Below are 19441 nucleotides of genomic sequence, written 5' to 3' on the forward strand. Positions count from 1 at the left end.
CCCCCAAACGAGCCCGTGGAACCACCCTGAGCCCCACCGCCCCCAAACGAGCCCGTGGAACCACCCTGAGCAGCCGCATTCGCCGGTGCAGCAAACATCAGCACCGCAGCCGCGGGCACCGAAACCAGCATTCCGCAAACTCGCTTCTTGTCGAGCTTCATCGATAACCCCCTTGCTCGTTCCGCTTCTCAGACGGAGGAAGGTGGCCACCCCCATGCGGCGATACCACTCAGCAAGAGCAATCAGCCGCTACAGCGAACCGGGACGCTGGACATCCTCCCGGTGCGCCACTCCGCCGCATCCCTACCCGGATTCCTGGCCTAATACTTCAAGGCAGCCCGTGTAGTTGCGACGAACGATCTGCCAGTGGTCGCCGTGAAATAAGAGAATACGCTGGAGCGACTGCATTACCGGACCGGCGACAGGGTCCGAGCTGAGCCGTTCGTGGCGACAAATCTCGAGCGCCTATCCTACCATAATCCGACAAAAGGGTGAGCAGGAACATCGACAGCGTTCACGCTCTATGGTCGGCCAGGTCGGGTCCCGAACGGTGGGTTAATCACGGCGGACGAGATTTCCTGCGAGGGATTAACGTCAACGGGTGAACGGCAACCGGGTTTATGGATGGCGGCACGGCACGGAAGAACGAGCTCCAGCGCCACTGGTTACCGACCTGAAGTGCGACCATCCACCCATACAGCTTGATTTGCACCGACCTGGACCGGCGCCCGTCGCCGGGCCGAGCCCGTCACGGCCCGGCGGAGTCGGGGCGCCCCACCCAGGTGAGCGCCGCGGACCAAGCCGCGGCCAGGCTGGTCTCGTTGATCGAGCCAGGGCTGGGCGCACAGGCCGTAGATCCGAACCGGCCCTCGTCGCGCTGCGGTTCCTCCCTCTCGTTTCCGCGCCCGGGCGCGGTGGGCCAGGCCTGTTGTCGTGGAGCTGGCGACCACTCCGGCCGTCGTCCTGCTGGGGGCATTCGCCCAGCGTCGCCGCCGGACGCCTGACCCGAGCCCCCGCGGCCGTTCCTCTGCTGGTGCCGACGATGGTCGCGGCCGTCGCCGGCGTCCTGTTCGCGAGGGAGCCGCACTCCCTCATGGGAAGCCTCATGGGAAGCGCAGTAGCCCCACCGCGCCCACGAACGCCGGCGAGTGGCCCGGTGGCGCCGAGGCCAGCCACCGCATCGCGGTTCAAAGCCGGGTGGAGAGCTCCAGACCGTCATCAATCGGCAGCGGGCTGGAGATGTAGCCGTGCGCGGGGTCGCGAACGTAGGCGAGATAGTCCGCGGTGTCGTCGGCGAACAGCACCGTGTCGTCGGCGACGACCACCGCTCCTTTCGACAGTCCGGGCTCGATCAGGTTCAGAACCGGCAGGTAGAGGTGGTTCCAGCCGTCCAGCAGCAGGAAGTCGACCTGGCCCGGCAGGGTGGCGAGTGTCTCCAGGGCGTCACCGGGCCAGACCTCCGCCACATCGCTCAGCCCCGCCTCGGCGAGATTGGCGCGGGCTGCGGCGACCTTGCTCGGCGACAGTTCGGTGCTGACGACCCGTCCGGCCCCGTTGTCACGGACGGCGGCGGCCAGGTGGACCGCAGCGATCCCGAAAGAGGTGCCGAACTCGACGACGAGCCTGGGCCGCACAGCACGGACGAGTTGGTAGAGGAAGACGCCGGTCTCCCGGGAAACCGGCATATAGATGTCACCGGTGAGTTCGGCGAGCCTGGCGGCGGGCAGTTCCCGCGGGACGAAGCCGGCATGCGCCGCGCGGAACGCGGCGAAGGCCGCGTCGTCGGTTTCTGAGGCACCGAACAGGCGGTCGATGACGTTCGCGGCGGGCGGGGCGAGCAGCGATGACGAGGGCACGAAGATCGTCCTTCTCTTTCAGGTGGCAGGCAGGGGATCCGCGTTCGGAGGAGCCAGGCCGCGAAGCAGCTGGGCGACCCGGAAGCCACCGGGCTACGCGGGTCCGTGGGTCCGTGGGTCTGTGGGTCTGTGGGTCTGTGGGCCGAGTGGCTCCGCGGGCCGGCCTGGGCAAGGCCGCGGGCCTGCCCTCGAACGCTCACCACGACTGTAGGAAGAAGACGATCTGGCTTCAAATGCAACTTGTACAGTTGATTAGTGCACCGAAGTCAATCGGACCTGTCAGGTGTCGACCTCAACCTGCTGGTTGCCCTGGACGCACTGCTGGAGGAGCTCAGCGTCAGCGCGGCGGCCCGCCGGCTGCACCTGACCGAGTCCGCGATGAGCCGCACGCTCGGGCGGATCCGCCGCACGGTCGACGACCCCGTCCTGGTTCGGGCCGGTCACAGCATGGTGCCGACACCCCGGGCACTCGCCATGCGCGCCGAGGTCCACGACCTGGTTCTGCGCGCCCAGGCGGTCTTCGCACCGGCGCAGCCCAGCGACCCGACGACGCTGACCCGGACGTTCACGATCCTCAGCAGCGACCTGCTCATCACCGCGATCGGGGTCGATCTCCTCGACCGGCTCGGAACCGAGGCACCCGGTGTCCGGCTCCGCTTCCTCCCCGAGCCGGACCTGCGGTCCGACCCGCTCCGGGACGGCACGGCCGACCTGGAGATCGGCGAGATCGACTCGACCGCCCCAGAGATCCTCACCGAGGCCGTCGGGGAGGAGCGGGCGATCGCCGTGGTACGCGCCGGCCATCCACTGACCACAGGACCCGTCACACTCGCCCGGCTGGCAGCCGCCCGGCACGTGACCGCTTCCCGCCGGGGCAGACTAAGCGGCCCGATGGACGAGATGCTTGCCGCCCACGGCCTGCGCCGCGAGGTCGCCGCAGCCGTACCGACCCACGCCGCGGCCCTGGTGCTGGTGGCGAACAGCGATCTCGTCTCGATCGCACCGATCCGGCTCGGCCGGGCTCAGCTGGACGCGCTGGGCCTCGTCCCGCTCGACCTCGACCTGCGGCTCCCACCGCTGCTGCTGTCCCAGGCCTGGCATCCCCGTCACGACGCGGACGGCCAGCATCGCTGGCTGCGCGGCCGGGTCCGTGACTGCCTGAGACAGGCACTCGCCGGCGGCTCGGCGGCGGCGGGGCCGGACGTCGTGACGCGGCCGGTGGCTGGTTGAGCACTTCGACGGCGGTGATTCGGCAGGGGGGCGAGGTCACGCGCCCTGTCCCGGGCGGGATTCGCGCGACAGCCGAACCCGCGAATCGTAGGTCCGGCTGTCTCCGATGTCCCGAGACATCACAGAGCGGAGGGCGTGGGATTCGAACCCACGAAGAGGATCACTCCCCTTAGCGGTTTTCAAGACCGCCGCCATCGGCCACTAGGCGAGCCCTCCTGACCTGCAGCTTCAGCCCGGTTGGCCCCGATCGTCCGTAGGGCCGTTCCGCGCCTGTTCCGCGTGACCGTCCGGACCGTCGCCGGCCGGGTGGTCATGGTCGAGTATCGCAGCTCCGGCGTCGGGCGTGCCGAGGGCCCGTTCGATCGAGCCGTTCGCGATCACCTCCTGGCGTCGTGGCTGCACCGGCAGATGGCCCGACGACGCCGGAGGGCCGGGCTGTCACCGAGCGGATCGATGCGGCCTGATCTGGTGGTCCGACGAGCATCTGATCTGGGGAACATGCCCTGCGATCATGCGACTCCGCCGATGGGTTGTGTCGACGGCGATCAGGGCAGGTCGAGACTGTGACCAGAACACATGATCAGAAACCCGCGAGTCGGCCGGATCACGTCACCCGGCTGACAAGCCAGGTGAACACGCCGCCGACCACGGTCACCGACGGGGCGGGCTCGGCCCCGGAAGACCGCACCGTCCCGCATCTCGACGAGGCGACGGTCAACGCCACCGGGCGGCTGAGTGAGGCACTCGAGTGGGTGGAACGGGCCCGGGGGGCGCTCTACTCGTTCCACCAGCTTTCGGGGCGGGCCGACATCATTCTCGGTGAGGCGCTGGACGCACTACGGGAGGCCGGGCACGAGCAGGTCGCAGGCGAGGTCCGCCGCGAGCTGTACGGCCGCAACGTCCTGGACGGCCGGTGGACCTTCCAGATCGTCGAGGAATACGACGATCTGTACTATCGCCCTTTTGTCGCCACCGAGGAGCGGGTCCGTGACCAGCTCACCGATGGGCACCGGCACGTCTACGAGGCCCGGATGAAGGCGCGCGAGCGCACCGAGGCAGGCCGTGACCTGTGGGGTTTCGGACCCTGATGATCATCCGCCACAATCCGTCCCACCCTGCCCACACTGCCCGCACTCCCGGCGACACCCCTGGACGGATCCCTGTCCGCGGCATCCTCGGCGGAGGACCACAGACGATCCACGTCGTCGTCAGCGCCACCGTCGGACCTTCGTTCGAGTGCCGTGGCGGCCGCCGTGAGCATGGGCTCGATTCCCCGCAGAATGTCGAGGTAGCTGGCCCGGGCGGCGAACGCGATGCCGGCGAGTGTTTCTGGGTGGCCTGGCAGGTGCTCCACCTCATGAAGCACCGCCAGACCGGCCGGTCCGCCGCCGCCCGGGGCGAGGTCGGGCTCGGGTGGGYGCCAGGCGGCCCCAAGCGCCACCGCGAAACGGCGGTACCAGTCGCAGAGACCATCCAGATCCTGGGCGAGCGCTTCGCGGGCCGTGGCGAAGGCAGCGCCGAATGCCGACGTCCTGTCGAAGTCGGACAGGTCCGGGGGCCAGCGGACGTCCCCATGCCGCAGTAGTTGTGCCGTACGGCGCATCCGCTGCGCACCGGCCGCGATCATCATCAGCGCGTCGATGTCGAACCGCTCCGGAGGGTCCTCGTCGAGGAAATGGCGCATGGCGTCGTCCAGGAGACGACCGGACCGGATCGCGCGGCGCGCTTCCTCCGCCACCTCCGCATCCGATTCCCGCGCTGCCACCGCAGCCCCCGTACCCACTCCAAGCGCCATACCCACCCCACGCGCCGTGCCCGCCCCAGGTTCAGCGCCCGCCCCAGGTTCAGCGCCTGCCTCATGCCCCGCGCCCGCCCCCGAGACCGGCTCGTCACCAGCCCCGGCCTCCAGCCCCACGCGTGGTCCGAGCGTGCCGGGCAACCTCGCCACCGTGGTCTCGAGGAAATCCACCGCGGTCAGATACGCGGATTCGGCCCGAGCCCGCAGCACCGCGACCGCGCCTCGCGGCCACAGCAGCGCGCCTGCCGCGATGCTGACCGCGAAACCGATCAGAACATCCTCGATCCGAACAATTCCGACCTGCCACCCTTCGGGTGCGACGATGTTGAAGAGCAGGATGACCGCGGTCGTGAAGCCGGCCTGACCGAGCGCGAAACCTGCCACGCGGCGGGCGTAGCTGCCGAGGAAGACCGCGATCGGCAGCACCGCCCACAGCGCGGCCCAGTGGCCGCCGGCGGTGGCGATGGCCACGGTCAGGCCGCCCACGACGATCCCGAGAACGGTGCCGGCGAGTGCCTTCGCTGCCGCCGCGTTGGTCGCGAGCGCATTGGTCCGCAGGACGGACAGCGTTCCCAGCACGACCCAGAAGGCGTGGTCGACCCCTACGGCCTGGGCGATGAGGACAGCCAGCGAAAGCCCGAGCGCTCGACGCACACTGTTGCGGAACCAGGCCGATCGCGGATTGGCGTACCCGGCGGCGACGTCGGTCGCGACCGTGCCTCGTTCCCGCCACGAGCGCTCCCGCCACGAATGCCTGGGGCCGGTGGCGGCCTTCGCGGGCCGGAGGCGCTCGATGGAGCCGAGGCCACGGGTGGACGCGGTCGCCTTCAGGACGTTGAGCGCCAGGTCACGGGTGCCCCGAGCGAGCCTGCGCAGCCGAAACGCCTCAGCGGCGGCGTGCTCGGCGCGGACCGGGCCGAATCCTGCGCTCCCCCGCGCCCGGGCCCTGGCCTGCCACTCCTCTCCGCGATTCTCGTGTTTCAGATGATCATGCCGACCCTGCCGAACCTGCCGCTCCTGATACTCCTGGTGCTCCTGGTGCTCCTGGCTGCGCAGGAAGGCCAGAAGCGCGGCGCGGATCGCGCGCTCGGCCCGTTCCAGGCGAGCCATGCCGAGCCGGTCATCACCGGCGGCGGCAGACCCGGTCGATGCCGGCGCGGCCGGCTCGATCCGGGTGGAGATGGCCTGCAGCGTCGCTGCCACCGCGGCGTGCAGCTCAGCGGCCTCGGCGGGGAAGCAGGCACGTGCTGTCCGGTCCCGCTCCGGCCAGGGCAGGGCGAACGGCATCAGCCAGTTGAGGTCGATGAAGACGTACCCGAGCGCCGCGGCCCGCCCGCCGAGCCCCGTGGGCCGATGGACCGTGGCGGCGAACTCGCGTCGCAGCCGCCGCAGCTCCGTCCAGATCCGCGCTGTCTGCGCCGCCGACTCCGCCGCTGCGGGCCAGGCCACCCCGCTGGCCAGGGCGCGGGAGACCGCCGCGATGTTCGCCCGCAGCCGGTCGGGCGGACGGCGCGGCCTCAGGAGCATCACGGCGGTGATCGAACCCGCCGCGCCGATGGCCCACCCCGCGAGTCGCTCCGGTATCGCCGTCAGTGGCCCCGGTGTCATCACCGCCAGAACGAAGGCGAGTAACGCGGAACGTCCGGCAACGGCCACATAGGGGTTGAGGACGCCGGAGAACAGGATGACGAACGCGACGACTGCGGTCATGGTGACCGCGAGAAAGATCGACCGCGAGCAGAGCGTCCCGAGGACGATCAGTGTTGCGCCGGTCGCCGTGAGCGTGAGATAGGCGCGCAGCCGCGTTGTTCGCGGGCCCTCGAACTCGACGAACTCGAGGAGAGCGATGACGGCGAACCAGGCGAAGAGGCTCATTCGCACGTTACCGGCGATCCCGACGGTGAGCGCGAGCGCGGCTGGCGCGACAATCGCGACCCGAGCCGCCGAGGTGGCGCCGAAATGCCCCGGATCGCGAGCCCAGACCCGCCGCCGTCGCTGTCGCTGTCGCATCGTAGTAGGCGCTACCCGGCGGGCAGCGCCCGATGCGTCCGGCTGCGGGCGCCTCCCGCCGAAACGCGGAGCGCGCCCCGACCAGGGGACCCGGTCGGGGCGCGCAGGTTACCGGACGAATGTCGACGGAGGTCAGGCGTCCCGGCGTTTGGCGCTGATGAGGCCGAGAGCCAGCAGACCGAAGCAGACCGCGGCGAAGTAGAGCAGCGATCCCCACGGCCCGAACGGCAGGCCCTCGATGACCGGCGGCCCGTCGTCCGTCTCGAGCTGGCCCGCGACGACGAAGTTGTTTCCGACGATGAAGGGCATCCAGTCCTGGATGTGGGGCCCGATCCGGGGTATGGCCGGCAGCAGGCTCTCCGCGAGGAAGAGATAGACGAGCATGACCACGATGGCCCCGGCGGTATGCCGGATCAGCAGCGCGAGGCCGATCGCGAAGACCGCCGCGAGCAGGTAGATCAGCCCGACCCCGAAAACGTTTCGGAACTCCTGGCCGGTGTCGAGTGCCAGCGGTGCGTCCGGCCTGATCGCCTTGGCGATGGCCCAGGAGCCCACCGCGGTGATCTCACCGACAATCCCGGCGAGCCCGGCGACGACGGCCGTCTTCGCCAGCAAAGCCTGCGTCCGACCGGGAACGGCGAGGAAGGTCGACCTGATCGTCCCGAACCGGTACTCGGTGGTGACGGTGAGCGCCGCCATCACCATCATCACGACGAGCCCGAAGTTGTAGGCGAACTGGGTGACGGACGGGGTGAGGTCGCTGAGGTCGTCCGGCTTCGTCGCGGCGCTGAAGATGGCGGTCAGGCCGACGGTCAGCGCCACCGTGATGATCATGCACCACCACGGGGAGCGGGTGGAGAAGAGCTTGATCCGCTCGACTGTCATGAGTGTCATTGAGCCGGGCCCTCCTGACCACCGCGGCTGGCTGTTTCCCGAGTGGCAGCCGGGCCGGACCCGCCACCGGGCGCCGGTACGGYCCCGGGCGGCGGGAAACCGGGCGCCCCGGAGACCGGCCCAGGCGGAGCGAACGCCACCTGCGCGTCGACTGGCACGGCGACTCCCGAGGGGGCTGGCGCGGTGCCTCCACCGGCCTGGTATTCGACCTCGCCGCCGGTCATCTGGATGAAGGCCTGCTCCAGCGAGCCACGCGACTCGGTGAGCTCGTGGAGCACCAGCCCCACGGCACCTGCCAGCTCACCGACCGCTTCGGTGGAGCTTCCACGCACGACCAGCACCGCCGGAGTGTCCTCGGTGGCCGCCTGCTCCTGGACGGCCAGCCCCTGGCCGGCCAGGACGCTGTGCAGCCGCGCCAGCTCAGGCCCGCGTACCCGCACCGAGGAGTCGGCGGCCGATTCGATGAAGCTCTTGGTGCTGGTCTGCGCGATGAGCCGGCCACGACCGATGACGACGAGGTCCTGCGCGGTGAGCGCCATCTCGGAGAGAAGGTGACTGGATACGAAGACAGTGCGGCCCTCGTCCGCCAGCCGGTGCATGAACTGACGGATCCAGAGAATGCCTTCTGGATCGAGCCCGTTCACCGGCTCGTCGAACAGGAGGACGCCCGGGTCGCCCAGCAGCGCGACCGCGATGCCCAGCCGCTGGGCCATGCCCAGCGAGTAGCTGCCCGCGCGGCGACCGGCGACCGCGGTCAGGCCCACAGCGTCCAGAACCTCGTCGACACGCTTCGCGGAAATCCTGTTGGAAGCCGCCATCCAGCGCAGGTGCGCCCGCGCGGAGCGATTGGGGTGCACCCATTTCGCCTCCAGCAGGGCGCCCACCTCGCGCAGCGGCTCCTTCAGCTCGGTGTATCGGCGGCCGCCGATTCGAACCTCGCCGGCCGAAGGCCGGTCAAGCCCGAGAATCATCCGCATCGTCGTCGATTTGCCCGCGCCGTTCGGGCCGAGAAAGCCAGTCACCCGGCCGGGTTGCACGGTGAAGGACAGGGCGTTGACTGCGACGGTGCGCCCGTAGCGCTTCGTCAGCCCTCGTGCCTCGATCATCACACTCCCTTCATGGTCATGATCGCGAGCGCCGACGGCTGTGGGAGCCGTCGGTCGCCGACCCGATACTTGCATCGCCAGCCGACACTTCCCAACCATGGGGTGAACCCGGTAGGTAATTGGCCTGTCGGGCTCCCGACACAGTACGGAGCCGCGCGCACGACCAGCCGGCCTGGCAGGCACACCGCCTTCGCAGGCAGTGATCGCACTGTCAGCGCAAGATCGTCACATGATCACAACGAGGGTGTGAGAACAGGCGCGACTACCGGCGCGAGTAGGCGCCGATACCCGATCGGGCCGGGCGGCGAAGTGTTATCGCCGGCCGGCCCGCCAGAAAGAACTGTTCGCTGACCATCGCGAACTGTTCGCTGACCATCGCCAACGGGCCCGGCCACACAGTGCCGGGGTCTTTTCGGGCTCAGATTCCGCTGACCGCGCCGGCCACCGCCGGTGGCCTCAGATCGAGCCCGGCGGCGAAGATGCGCCACTGGGCCCGCGGGAGTTGCTTGTTGTCGGTGAGGATCTGCACCGCGACCTGGTCGGCGCCAGCCGCGCAGTGCTCCTCCAGCCGGGTCCGGATGCTGTCCAGGTCGCCCCAGGCAATGAGCGCGTCGACCAGACGGTCGCTGCCACCCGCGGCCAGATCCGCGTCGGTGAAGCCGAGCCGGCGCAGATTGTTCGTGTAGTTGGGCAGTTCCAGATAGATCGACAGTGCGGCCCGGCCGATCGCCCGCGCCCGGGCCGGGTCCGTCTCCAGGACGATCTTCTGCTCGGGTGCGAGAAGTGCGCCCGGCCCGAGGATCTCCCGCGCCATCCGGGTGTGCTCGGGCGTGACGAGGTAGGGATGTGCCCCGGCCGACCGGCGGGCAGCCAGACCGAGCATGCGTGGGCCCAGCGCCGCCAGCACCCGCGCCGACGCCGGGATGCCGACCGCGTCGAGCGCCTCCAGGTAGGAGATCACGGCGCCCAGTGGCCGACGATAGCGGCGGCCGGTCACGCTCTCGACCATCCGCGCGTGCCCCGCGCCCACGCCCAGCAGCAGGCGGCCGGGGTGTGCCTTCTCCAGCATTCCGTAGGTGTCGGCCAGCAGGTCCACCGACTCGGTCCAGATGTTCAGGATCCCGGTACCGACGCACAGGCGCTCGGTGGACTCCAGCAACGCCGCCGGAAGCTCGAGGTCCGCCGTGGCACCGCCCAGCCAGACCATGTCGTAGCCGAGCTCCGCAAGCTCCTGAGCGGTGTCGCGACGTTCGGCCGTGCCATGTGGCCACTGCCTCGCGGACATCCAGAGCCCGATCCTGGCGACATTCATGGTCACTTCTGTGATCCCTTCTCGCTGGTCACATCGTCGTCATCGACGCCGCGATCCGATCGGGTCGTCCTACCCGATGCCGCGGCCCTCCTCACGTCTCGGTGTGGTCCTGACGGGTATGCCACCCCGATTGGCCGGTGGACATCGGTTACATCCGACCCGTTGGTGACGAATCATCGGCCCACCGGACCACCATTTCGATCTTGAAACGAAAGAGGTTAAGCGAACCGTGTCGGATTGGGGGTGGTGGGTTTCGCCCGGGAAGTCGAGATGCCACCACCACAACGGCGGATCGGGTGAGACGGACCCTGTAACGACCATAGCCAGCCAGGAGGACGATCGTCACCCTCGGCGGGGACCTCGTGACCCCTGAGCAACCAGCCGTCCGGCGGGCTCAGGCGGGAAGAGCGCAGGTCGCGGGTTTGAACCGGGCGCTTCTCACACCCTTCCCCCGTGGTCGGCCCACCGGCCCGATCGGGCCTGGCGCCAGGCACCGACCGGGCGATCGGCAAGCCGCGCCGACCCCGCCGACGGGGCTGGCAACCCAGCGCCCGCGACGGAAGCAGCTGAGGCTGTCAACAGGTCATCCACAGGAAGCCCGCGTGCGGCAGCGTGGCTCCGCGGGGCGGCGAAAGCCCTCCCAGCAGGCAATTCATACCGCCGAACTCCCAGGATCGCGATCACATCCACCACAGGTGTCCACAGCTCTCCACATGATTTCCACACGTTATCCACAGGCCACGGTCAGCTGCCTCGCAGTCCGCCTCGCTACGTTCAGGCGGGAATCTGGATGTCGGGCACCGCGGCGGTCTGCGAGGCGGCCGCCTCCGGGCGAAGGTCGTCGAGATCCAGCGCATGCGCCGGCGGTCCGGCAAGCACCAGCCGAGAGGTCATGGACAGATCGGGAGCCACGTGCAGCAGTTCACCGCTGGCCATGAGGCGCCATCGCGGGTCCTCGTCCATCCGCTCGCTCTCCACCACCACGGCGGGTCGCGTCCGCAGGTCAACGGACCGGACCCGGATCTCGCTGAAAGGGCTCGCGTGGTCGAGATGACGCTGGTTACGCCCACCCGGGGCGCGTTGAAGCACGTGCAGGCCGTTGGTGTCCGGGTAGCGAAGCGCCCACAGCTCACGCGGAGTGGCCAGCACCATGTTGATCGAGTACAGGGGCAGGTTCTCGGCGATCCAGTTCACCGCGGCAGTGATTCCTTCGCCGACGTCTCCGTCCCGCGCGGCGATCTCCCGTGTCACCAGGGCGAAGTACCGCTCGGAGTCGGTGTCGCCGGCTACGCCCGCACGGGCCGGCCCCAGCTCGGCGTCGAGCTTGTCCAGGCCCTCGACCACCCCGTTGTGGGCGAAGATCCGGCCGTCCTGCAGGAAGGGGTGGGTGTTGGCGTCGTCGACCCGCCCCGTCGAGGCATGCCGAACGTGCGCGACGAACGTGGTGGAGGTCACCTGCTGCGCCTCCCGCGCGAACGCCGTGTCGGCGCGCGAACGGATCGCCTGCCGGCGCACCTGCGCGGTTCCGTCCTCGGCGAAGACACCGAGGCCGGCGCCGTCCGGCGGGCGGCGCGTCTGCGTGCGGGGGTTGTCCGGGGCGTCGAGCAGCCAGAAGGTCGCCTCGATCCGCTCCGCGCCGCCGCTCATCGCGAACAGATGGCACATACATGACCTCCTCACACCCGGGAGTCGTCCCCACGCCCCAGGAGCCGTCCCCACGGGCACAGATCACCAGCGGTCATCCGCGCGTTGCTCAGTCCGTGGTCCGCCGACCGCAGCCGGCCGAATCCATGACATCGCCTGGAACCTGCCCAGGATTCGGGCAGTCACGCCGGGCACCGCAGCCGATGCAGGCCCCGACGGTCGGGCCGCAGGTCAGCCAATATGATGAAAACGGACTTGCCGCGACACCAGGACACCGAGACACCAGGACACGAGACGCGTCCGCATCAGGTGATCTACCAGTGGTCTACCTCCGTTGCCCATGATCGGGATCACCGTGGCACCGCGGCGGCACGCCGGCAGCGCCCGGAGGGCAGGATGAGCAGCACGCCACCCACTGCGGCCAGGCCAGACCCGGGCCAGCCGTTTGACCGGCCCAGTGGGCTGGAGCCGGGCCGAGACATGGACCGGCCCCGGTCGGCGCGCCCGTCCTGGGACGGTGTGTTCGCCCCGCTGGCCGCCACCGATCCCTACGAAATCAGCGGCTACCCGCTCCAGGCCCGCATCGGCGAGGGCGGCATGGGCGCGGTCTACCTTTCACACACCCCTGGCGGACGTCCGCTGGCGCTCAAGGTGGTGCGGCCGGAGTTCGCCACCGATCCCGACTTCCGCGCTCGTTTCGCGAAGGAGGTGGCGATCGCGCAGCGGGTGCAGGGCCCGTACACGGTCCCGGTCATCGACGCGGACGTCGACGCCGTTCGCCCGTGGATCGCGACCGCCTATGTTCCCGCGCCCTCCCTCGCGGTCGCCATAGCCCGGACCGGTGTGCTGCCCGAATCGACCGTCCTGATGCTGATTGCCGGCGTCGCCGAGGCGTTGCAGTCCATTCACCGGGTCGGCGTGGTTCACCGCGACCTCAAACCGGGGAACGTCATTCTTGCGCCGGACGGCCCGCGCGTCATCGACTTCGGGGTCGCCCGGGCGATCGACGCGGCCACGGCGGCGATGACCCAGACCGGCGCCCGGCTCGGGACCCCGGCCTTCATGGCCCCGGAACAGGTCCAGGGCAGGCCCCTCGACCGCCCCGGCGACATCTTCGCCCTGGGCTCCACCGCCTACTTCGCGCTGACCGGCCGCCCGCCGTTCGGAGTGGACGCCGCGGTGTTCCACCGCATCGAGCACCAGCAGCCGGACTGGGCGGGCTGCTCGGACGACCTGCGCGACATCCTGTCCCGTTGCATGGCAAAGGACCCCACGTCGCGGCCCACGCCGACCGAACTGATCGAGCTCTGCCAGTTCGCGGCTCCCCTCGGGCGGCTGACCGCCCAGGACCACCAGGGCCTCACGACTGACTGGCTTCCCCCGACCGTCGCGGCGGAGATCACTCGCTACCGCGTCGCCCGCCTGCCTGAGCCACGCGCACCGCAGGTGGATCCGCCGACCCATGTCCCAGGCGCGATACCAACCTCAACACCGGGTGCGATGCCGGGTGTCAGAACGGGCTCCGGCGACTACCCGGCGAGCCCGGGACGCCTTCCCGCGCGCGGATACGCCCAGGCACCGGTGGGAACAGCCGCCCGCCACCCGTCGCAGCCGCCGTCGCCGTCGCCTGGCAAGCCTCCCGGCGCCCGGCCGCCGTGGCTGCTTGCGGCGATCGCGGCCGTGGCGGCGGTCGCGGCGATCGCCCTTGTGGCCGTGCTGCTCCCACGCTCCGACGAGCCGGCGCCAACGACGCCCATGACCGCCTCGGTGGGCGGCCCTGGTCCCGATGGTGATCAGTCCCGTCGCGTGGCACCCAAGGGGGCTGGCCCCGACGCCGTGCTGCCCGGACCAGGGCTCACCACCCCCGGCGCAGCAGGCCCGGGCGGACCAGGCGCCGCCGACCCGAGCGCCGCACCGGGATCAACCCAGAAGCCGCCCGGCGCGTCCCCGACCACCGCCGCATCGGGCACGCCGACGACCTCTCCGTCGGCACGCCCGGCCGCCGCGGTGTCGAAGCCCCCTGCCACAGCGAGCACCACCGCTCCTGGATGCCCCGCGAGCCCCAGCCACAGCTACAACGGCGACGGCTACGCCGTGCTCGTCGAGGACGCACCGCTGCGCACGGGGCCGTACGCAACCTGTTCCACCGTCTCGAAGCTCGCCAGAGGGCTGAAGGTCTGGCTGCACTGCAGCGTCGTCAACAGCTACGACAACGTCTGGTGGTGGGCCCGCCTGGACGGCACCACGACCGCCGGGTGGATCTACGGCGGGAGCGTCAAGCTCAGCTACGTCGACGACAACGGTGACGGTAGGACCCGCACCTACAGCTGCGACGGGAAGTACGTGGACCACTGACGCCATGACATGAAAAAGGGCCGCCCGGCCTGAACGTCTCTGCTGGTGGCCCTCTGCCTGCTGGTGGCCCTCTGCCTGCTGGTGGCCCTCTGCCTGCTGGTGGCCCTCTGCCTGCTGGTGGCCCTCTGCCTGCTGGTGGCCCTCTGCCTGCTGGTGGCCCTCTGCCTGCTGGTGGCCCTCTGCCTGCTGGTGGCCCTCTGCCTGCTGGTGGCCCTCTGCCTGCTGGTGGCCCTTCGCGGTCTGCCGGTGGCCCTCCGCGTCGACGCGTCCGGGTACGGACGCGACAACGCAGCGATCGTGCCACGAACCGACGGCGGGGATGGGCCGGTTGTCACCCCGCCGCGGTCGCGACTACCGCGACCTCATGGGGCTCGCCCGGAGGAAGGCCGTGAGGCCGATCCCCGGCCGAGCTGGCCGCAGTTCGAACAGATCAGATGAGGGGCTGCACCTGAGCAGCCTGCGGACCCTTCTGGCCCTGCTCGATCGTGAACGAAACTCGCTGCCCCTCTTCGAGGGACTTGTAGCCGTCTCCCACGATCGAGGAGAAGTGGGCGAAGACGTCAGGGCCTCCGCCGTCGACGGTGATGAAGCCGAAGCCCTTTTCGGCGTTGAACCACTTGACAGTACCTTCGGACACGTTTTTCCTCGTTCCCCTGCTACGGCGCACCCACGTGGTGTTCCTGCTTTATGCCGACAACCGCCGTTGGCGATTACCGCGATGCCATCCTGGTGGTGACCGGCGGCACCAAGGAGAAGAGCAACGGGACCACCGTACACCCCCGACCCGCGGACGGCCTCACGGGAGAGTGATGCCATGCGGTTCGCGGGTGCGCCACCCGGTCGCACCGTGTACGTCCCCTTTACCATGGATCCGCACGGCCGAGGGTGATCTGTGGACAAGTGGACGACCGGCTGGCGGTCTCGGTGGAGCGTGCCGACAGCTGTGCATCACGAGGATTTCCTTCAACCGGGTGCAATCAACGCCCCATTTCGAACGTCCACGGGCGAGTGACATCGAAATCGGGCTCGCCGAAGGCAGAGCTGGGGATTGCCAGGACGTCGCCTACCAGGGCGAGCGCGACGATTCCGGCCCTCCGCGCGGGTTCGACGCCGCACGACGATCCCGACGATCCCGACGATCCCGACGATCCCGACGATCCCGACGATCAGTTGTACCCGGGCGCCTCTGTGACCTCGGCGACCTCAGCAAGCTCGGGGACCGTCGTCCGAGTGAAGTCGCGGTAGGCCCTGGACGGGGTGGGCCCACGCTGGCCCTGGTAACGCGAGCCGTAGATCGCCGAGCCGTAGGGGTGCTCGGCCGGCGACGACAGCCGGAAGAGGCAGAGCTGGCCGATCTTCATCCCGGGCCAGAGCCTGATGGGCAGCGTGGCGACATTGGACAGCTCGAGCGTCACGTGCCCGGAGAAGCCGGGATCGATGAAGCCCGCGGTCGAGTGGGTGAGCAGCCCCAGGCGCCCCAGGCTCGACTTGCCTTCGAGACGCCCGGCCAGGTCGTCCGGCAAGGTCACGATCTCCAGGGTCGACCCCAGCACGAACTCCCCCGGATGCAGCACGAACGGCTCGTCGCCCTCCGGAGCGACGAGCTCGGTGAGATCCTCCTGCTCGACGGCCGGGTCGATGTGGGTGTAGCGGTGGTTCTGGAAGACCCGGAAGGCACGGTCCAGTCGCAGATCCACACTGGACGGCTGGATCAGCCGCTCGTCGTAGGGATCGAGCCGCACACGGCCGGTAGTGATCTCGGCACGGATATCCCGATCTGACAGCAGCACGTCCCGGACGCTACCGCAGAGCGCCGGATTGTTGCCGTGGGGTGGAACGCGTGCAGTTATCGGGTAAGTAGCCCCTCGAACTCGAAACCGTGCGCAGGTCGCCGCCGGTAGGACGTCGCCGGCGCCCCTGCCGGCCTGCCGGCCTGCCGGCTGACCCTGATCCAGGATGGGGACCGATGTTGGGGCTACCGGATCACATCAGGGCGTGCCTGTTCGATCTCGACGGTGTGCTGACCCGCACCGCCGCCGTGCACGCCGCCGCCTGGAAGGAGATGTTCGACGACTTCCTGGAGAACTGGGCCAGACGCTCCGGTGATCCGTACGTTCCCTTCGACATCGGCACCGACTACCCCGACTACGTCGACGGGCGGCCGCGAGCCGACGGCGTACAGGCGTTCCTGGACTCGCGGGGCATCCACCTGCCGCCGGGTGTGCCCGGCGACCCACCCTCGGGCCTGACGATCAACGCCCTCGCGACCAGGAAGAACATCCTGCTCCTACAGCGGATGGAACGGGACGGCGTCGAGGTCTTCGAAGGTTCGGTGCGATACCTCCAGGCGCTCGACGAGGCCGGCGTCCCGCGCGCAGTCGTGTCGTCCAGCGCCAACTGCGCCGAGGTCGTCCGGGCGGCCGGAATCGAGCGGCTGCTGCTCGCACGGATCGACGGTCTCGTCGCGCAGGAACGTGGCCTGGCGGGGAAGCCGGCTCCGGACACCTACCTCGCCGGCGCACAGGCTCTGGGGGTCCAGCCCGAGGCGGCCGCGGTCTTCGAGGACGCCGTGGCGGGCGTGCAGGCCGGGCGGGCCGGCGCCTTCGGCTACGTGGTGGGTGTGGACCGGATCGGCCACGCCGACGCCCTGCGGCACAGCGGCGCCGACATCGTCGTCAAGGATCTCGCCGACCTGCTCGGCGGGCAGGCGTTGGGTGCCGTCGCCGCCGGGAGAACCGTGTGATCGGCAAGCCGAACTACCTCATCGAGGCCTGGTCGCTGACCGAACACGGCCTCGACATCGACGCCCTTGCCCGCTCCGAGTCGCTGTTCGTGCTCTCCAACGGGCACGTGGGCCTGCGCGGGAATCTCGACGAGGGCGACCCGCACGGGCTTCCCGGCACCTACCTGAACTCCGTCCACGAACTGCGGCCGCTGCCCTACGCCGAGGCGGGCTACGGATATCCAGAATCCGGCCAGACGGTCATCAACGTCACCAACGGAAAGATTATTCGCCTGCTGGTCGACGACGAGCCGTTCGACGTGCGGTACGGAGATCTGCTGACCCATACCAGAACAATCGATTTCCGTGAAGGCGTGCTGTCCAGGGAGGCCGACTGGGTGTCTCCCGCCGGTCAGCGCATCAGGATCCGCTCCCAGCGGATGGTTTCCTTCACCCAGCGATCCGTCGCCGCGATCTCCTACGAGATCGAGCCGGTGGACGGCTCCGCACGCATCGTCATCCAGTCCGAACTGGTCGCCAACGAGCAGCTTCCGATGCGTCGAGGCGATCCACGGGCGGCCGCGGTCCTGGAGTCACCGCTCGTCTCGGAGCGGCACCGGGCCCGGGGTTCCATGGTGGAGCTCGTCCACTGCACCCGGCACAGCGACATCCGGGTCGCCGCGGCCATGGACCACATTTTCGACGGTCCCCGCTCGCTCGGGGTCAGCTCGGAAAGCGAGCCCGATGCCGGGCGGGTGACCGCGACGGCCGTCCTGGCCGCCGGCGAGACGCTTCGGATGATCAAGTTCCTCGCCTACGGCTGGTCCGAGCAGCGCTCCCTGCCCGCGCTGCGCGACCAGGCCGTCGCCGCGCTGGTTGCTGCCCGCCAGACCGGATGGGACGGGCTGGTCGACGAACAGAGGGAGTACCTCGGCGAGTTCTGGCGGTGCGCGGACGTCGAGGTCGACGGGGACGCCGAGGTTCAACAGGCCGTCCGCTTCGCACTGTTCCACGTGCTGCAGGCCGGCGCGCGAGCCGAACGCCGGGCGATCCCCGCCAAGGGACTCACCGGCCCGGGCTACGACGGTCACGCCTTCTGGGACACCGAGAGCTATGTGCTACCCGTACTGACCTACACGGCGCCGGCAGCTGCCGCCGACGCACTGCGCTGGCGCCACTCCATCCTCCCGATGGCCCGCGAGCGCGCGCAGCTGCTCAACCTGGACGGAGCCGCGTTTCCCTGGCGAACCATCCACGGCGAGGAATGCTCCGGCTACTGGCCCGCCGGCACCGCCGCCTACCACGTGAACGCCGACATCGCCGACGCCGTCATCAGGTATGTCTGGGTGACGGAGGACACGGATTTCGAGGTGGAGGTCGGCCTCGCGATCCTGATCGAAACGGCCAGGCTGTGGCGCTCCATCGGGCATCACGACCTGTCCGGGAAATTCCGCATCGACGGTGTGACCGGACCCGACGAGTACTCCGCGCTCGCCGACAACAACGTCTACACCAACCTCATGGCCCAGCGAAACCTCATCGGCGCCGCCGACGCCGTCCAGCGCCACCCCGAGCGCGCACGCGCCCTCGGTGTCGACGCCGAGACCGCCGCCAACTGGCGGGACGCCGCCGACGACATGTACATCCCCTACGACGTGCATCTCGGGGTCCATCCGCAGTCGGAGGGGTTCACCCATCACCAGGTGTGGGATTTCGACAGCACCAGGCCCGAGCAGTACCCCCTGCTGCTGCACTTCCCGTACTTCGACCTCTACCGCAAGCAGGTCGTGAAACAGGCCGACCTGGTGCTCGCCATGCAGCGGCGCAGCGATGCCTTCACCGCCGAGCAGAAGGTACGCAACTTCGCCTACTACGAGGCACTCACCGTCCGGGACTCGTCGCTCTCCGCCTGCTGTCAGGCGGTGATGGCCGCCGAATGCGGGCACCTGTCACTCGCCCACGACTACCTTCGCGAAGCCGCCTTCATGGATCTGAAGGACATCGAGCACAACACCGGCGACGGGCTGCACGTGGCCTCCCTCGCCGGCAGCTGGATCGCACTCGTCGAAGGCTTCGGCGGGCTGCGCGACACCGGACGGCTGCTCTCCTTCGCGCCCCGACTGCCCGAAGGACTCACCCGGCTCTCCTTCGGCCTACGGGTACGGTCCCGCCACCTCCGAGTCGAGGTCTTCGCCTCGTCCGCCACCTACACGGTGCTCGAAGGCGACGGGATGACCATCGTGCACCACGGCGAGGAAGTCCGGATTCCGCCCGGCCAGGCCTGCACGCTGGACGTACCCCCCGCCCCGGAGCTCGAACGCCCGCAGCAGCCCCCAGGCCGGGAGCCGCTGCGCTTCCTGCACCAGGTGGACAGCAGCGAAGTGAAACGTGCCGAGGCACGCCGCGCCGACAACGCCCGCGCCGGTGCCGGCGCCGGCGACCGGCCCGAGCAGCATGATCGGTAATCCACGATCGCTCAGTTACCCGACTCCACAGACCGTCCCCCGGTCGGCC

The 19441-nt window shown here is 69.6% G+C and carries 14 protein-coding genes and 1 tRNA gene; 6 read left to right on the forward strand and 9 right to left on the reverse strand.

All coding sequences use genetic code 11. The features are described from left to right. Positions 1 to 1187: 1187 nt before the first annotated feature. A complete protein-coding gene (locus CcI49_RS21325) occupies positions 1188 to 1856 on the reverse strand; it encodes a class I SAM-dependent methyltransferase (RefSeq protein ID WP_076828867.1) in 669 nt (222 codons plus the stop codon). Between the two features lie 255 nt (positions 1857 to 2111). Between CcI49_RS21325 and CcI49_RS21330 the strand changes: the two genes are divergently transcribed. Next, complete coding sequence (locus CcI49_RS21330) at positions 2112 to 3086, forward strand: LysR substrate-binding domain-containing protein (RefSeq protein ID WP_076828869.1); 975 nt, start codon at positions 2112 to 2114, stop codon at positions 3084 to 3086. A gap of 127 nt (positions 3087 to 3213) precedes the next feature. Here CcI49_RS21330 and CcI49_RS21335 read toward each other — a convergent pair. Continuing rightward, positions 3214 to 3302 (reverse strand) — tRNA-Ser (locus CcI49_RS21335). A 347-nt stretch (positions 3303 to 3649) separates the two neighbouring features. Between CcI49_RS21335 and CcI49_RS21340 the strand changes: the two genes are divergently transcribed. Then, the gene (locus CcI49_RS21340; RefSeq protein ID WP_241840177.1) at positions 3650 to 4174 is read left to right on the forward strand and encodes a hypothetical protein; all 525 of its coding nucleotides are present in this window, start codon (positions 3650 to 3652) and stop codon (positions 4172 to 4174) included. On the opposite strand, the gene CcI49_RS21345 is transcribed toward CcI49_RS21340, so the two are convergent. The 5 genes from CcI49_RS21345 to CcI49_RS21365 all read right to left on the reverse strand — a co-directional run bounded on the left by CcI49_RS21345 (position 4105) and on the right by CcI49_RS21365 (position 11871). Continuing rightward, complete coding sequence (locus tag CcI49_RS21345) at positions 4105 to 6894, reverse strand: FUSC family protein (protein WP_076828871.1); 2790 nt, start codon at positions 6892 to 6894, stop codon at positions 4105 to 4107. The genes CcI49_RS21340 and CcI49_RS21345 overlap by 70 nt on opposite strands. Before the next feature lie 132 nt (positions 6895 to 7026). Next, positions 7027 to 7788, reverse strand: coding sequence for an ABC transporter permease (locus CcI49_RS21350; protein ID WP_054568987.1), 762 nt, complete (start codon positions 7786 to 7788; stop codon positions 7027 to 7029). Continuing rightward, positions 7785 to 8894: an ABC transporter ATP-binding protein gene (locus tag CcI49_RS21355; RefSeq protein WP_076828873.1), complete on the reverse strand. Its 1110-nt coding sequence runs from the start codon at positions 8892 to 8894 to the stop codon at positions 7785 to 7787. The genes CcI49_RS21350 and CcI49_RS21355 overlap by 4 nt, the downstream gene beginning before the upstream one ends. Before the next feature lie 418 nt (positions 8895 to 9312). Then, positions 9313 to 10212, reverse strand: coding sequence for an LLM class F420-dependent oxidoreductase (locus tag CcI49_RS21360; protein WP_076828875.1), 900 nt, complete (start codon positions 10210 to 10212; stop codon positions 9313 to 9315). A 768-nt stretch (positions 10213 to 10980) separates the two neighbouring features. Continuing rightward, positions 10981 to 11871, reverse strand: a complete 891-nt coding sequence (locus CcI49_RS21365) for a class II glutamine amidotransferase (protein WP_054568984.1) — start codon at positions 11869 to 11871, stop codon at positions 10981 to 10983. A gap of 375 nt (positions 11872 to 12246) precedes the next feature. Here CcI49_RS21365 and CcI49_RS21370 point away from each other — a divergent pair, with 375 nt between their 5' ends. Both CcI49_RS21370 and CcI49_RS42125 read left to right on the forward strand, forming a co-directional pair. Then, positions 12247 to 14205: a serine/threonine-protein kinase gene (locus CcI49_RS21370; RefSeq protein WP_076828877.1), complete on the forward strand. Its 1959-nt coding sequence runs from the start codon at positions 12247 to 12249 to the stop codon at positions 14203 to 14205. A gap of 45 nt (positions 14206 to 14250) precedes the next feature. After that, complete coding sequence (locus CcI49_RS42125) at positions 14251 to 14643, forward strand: hypothetical protein (RefSeq protein WP_076828880.1); 393 nt, start codon at positions 14251 to 14253, stop codon at positions 14641 to 14643. Here CcI49_RS42125 and CcI49_RS21380 read toward each other — a convergent pair. Then, positions 14636 to 14842, reverse strand: a complete 207-nt coding sequence (locus CcI49_RS21380; protein ID WP_006540654.1) for a cold-shock protein — start codon at positions 14840 to 14842, stop codon at positions 14636 to 14638. The genes CcI49_RS42125 and CcI49_RS21380 overlap by 8 nt on opposite strands. A 529-nt stretch (positions 14843 to 15371) precedes the next feature. After that, on the reverse strand, positions 15372 to 15995 hold the full coding sequence (gene dcd, locus CcI49_RS21385) for a dCTP deaminase (protein ID WP_054568982.1): 624 nt from the start codon (positions 15993 to 15995) through the stop codon (positions 15372 to 15374). A gap of 176 nt (positions 15996 to 16171) precedes the next feature. Here dcd and CcI49_RS21390 point away from each other — a divergent pair, with 176 nt between their 5' ends. Both CcI49_RS21390 and CcI49_RS21395 read left to right on the forward strand, forming a co-directional pair. Then, entirely contained in the window at positions 16172 to 16948 is a 777-nt protein-coding gene (locus CcI49_RS21390; RefSeq protein WP_054568981.1) for an HAD-IA family hydrolase, read from the forward strand. Continuing rightward, positions 16945 to 19392, forward strand: coding sequence for a glycosyl hydrolase family 65 protein (locus CcI49_RS21395; protein ID WP_083749650.1), 2448 nt, complete (start codon positions 16945 to 16947; stop codon positions 19390 to 19392). The genes CcI49_RS21390 and CcI49_RS21395 overlap by 4 nt, the downstream gene beginning before the upstream one ends. Positions 19393 to 19441: the final 49 nt, after the last annotated feature.

Origin of the sequence: Frankia sp. CcI49 (assembly GCF_001983215.1) — a bacterium.
GTDB classification, from domain to species: Bacteria; Actinomycetota; Actinomycetes; order Frankiales; family Frankiaceae; genus Parafrankia; species Parafrankia irregularis.

What these genes read in the sequence shown, in the direction of transcription:
- CcI49_RS21350 (WP_054568987.1), bottom strand. Translation starts at nt 7,788, where the DNA reads ATGACACTCATGACAGTCGAGCGGATCAAGCTCTTCTCCACCCGCTCC.
- CcI49_RS21365 (WP_054568984.1), bottom strand. Translation starts at nt 11,871, where the DNA reads ATGTGCCATCTGTTCGCGATGAGCGGCGGCGCGGAGCGGATCGAGGCG.
- CcI49_RS21370 (WP_076828877.1), top strand. Translation starts at nt 12,247, where the DNA reads ATGAGCAGCACGCCACCCACTGCGGCCAGGCCAGACCCGGGCCAGCCG.
- CcI49_RS21390 (WP_054568981.1), top strand. Translation starts at nt 16,172, where the DNA reads ATGTTGGGGCTACCGGATCACATCAGGGCGTGCCTGTTCGATCTCGAC.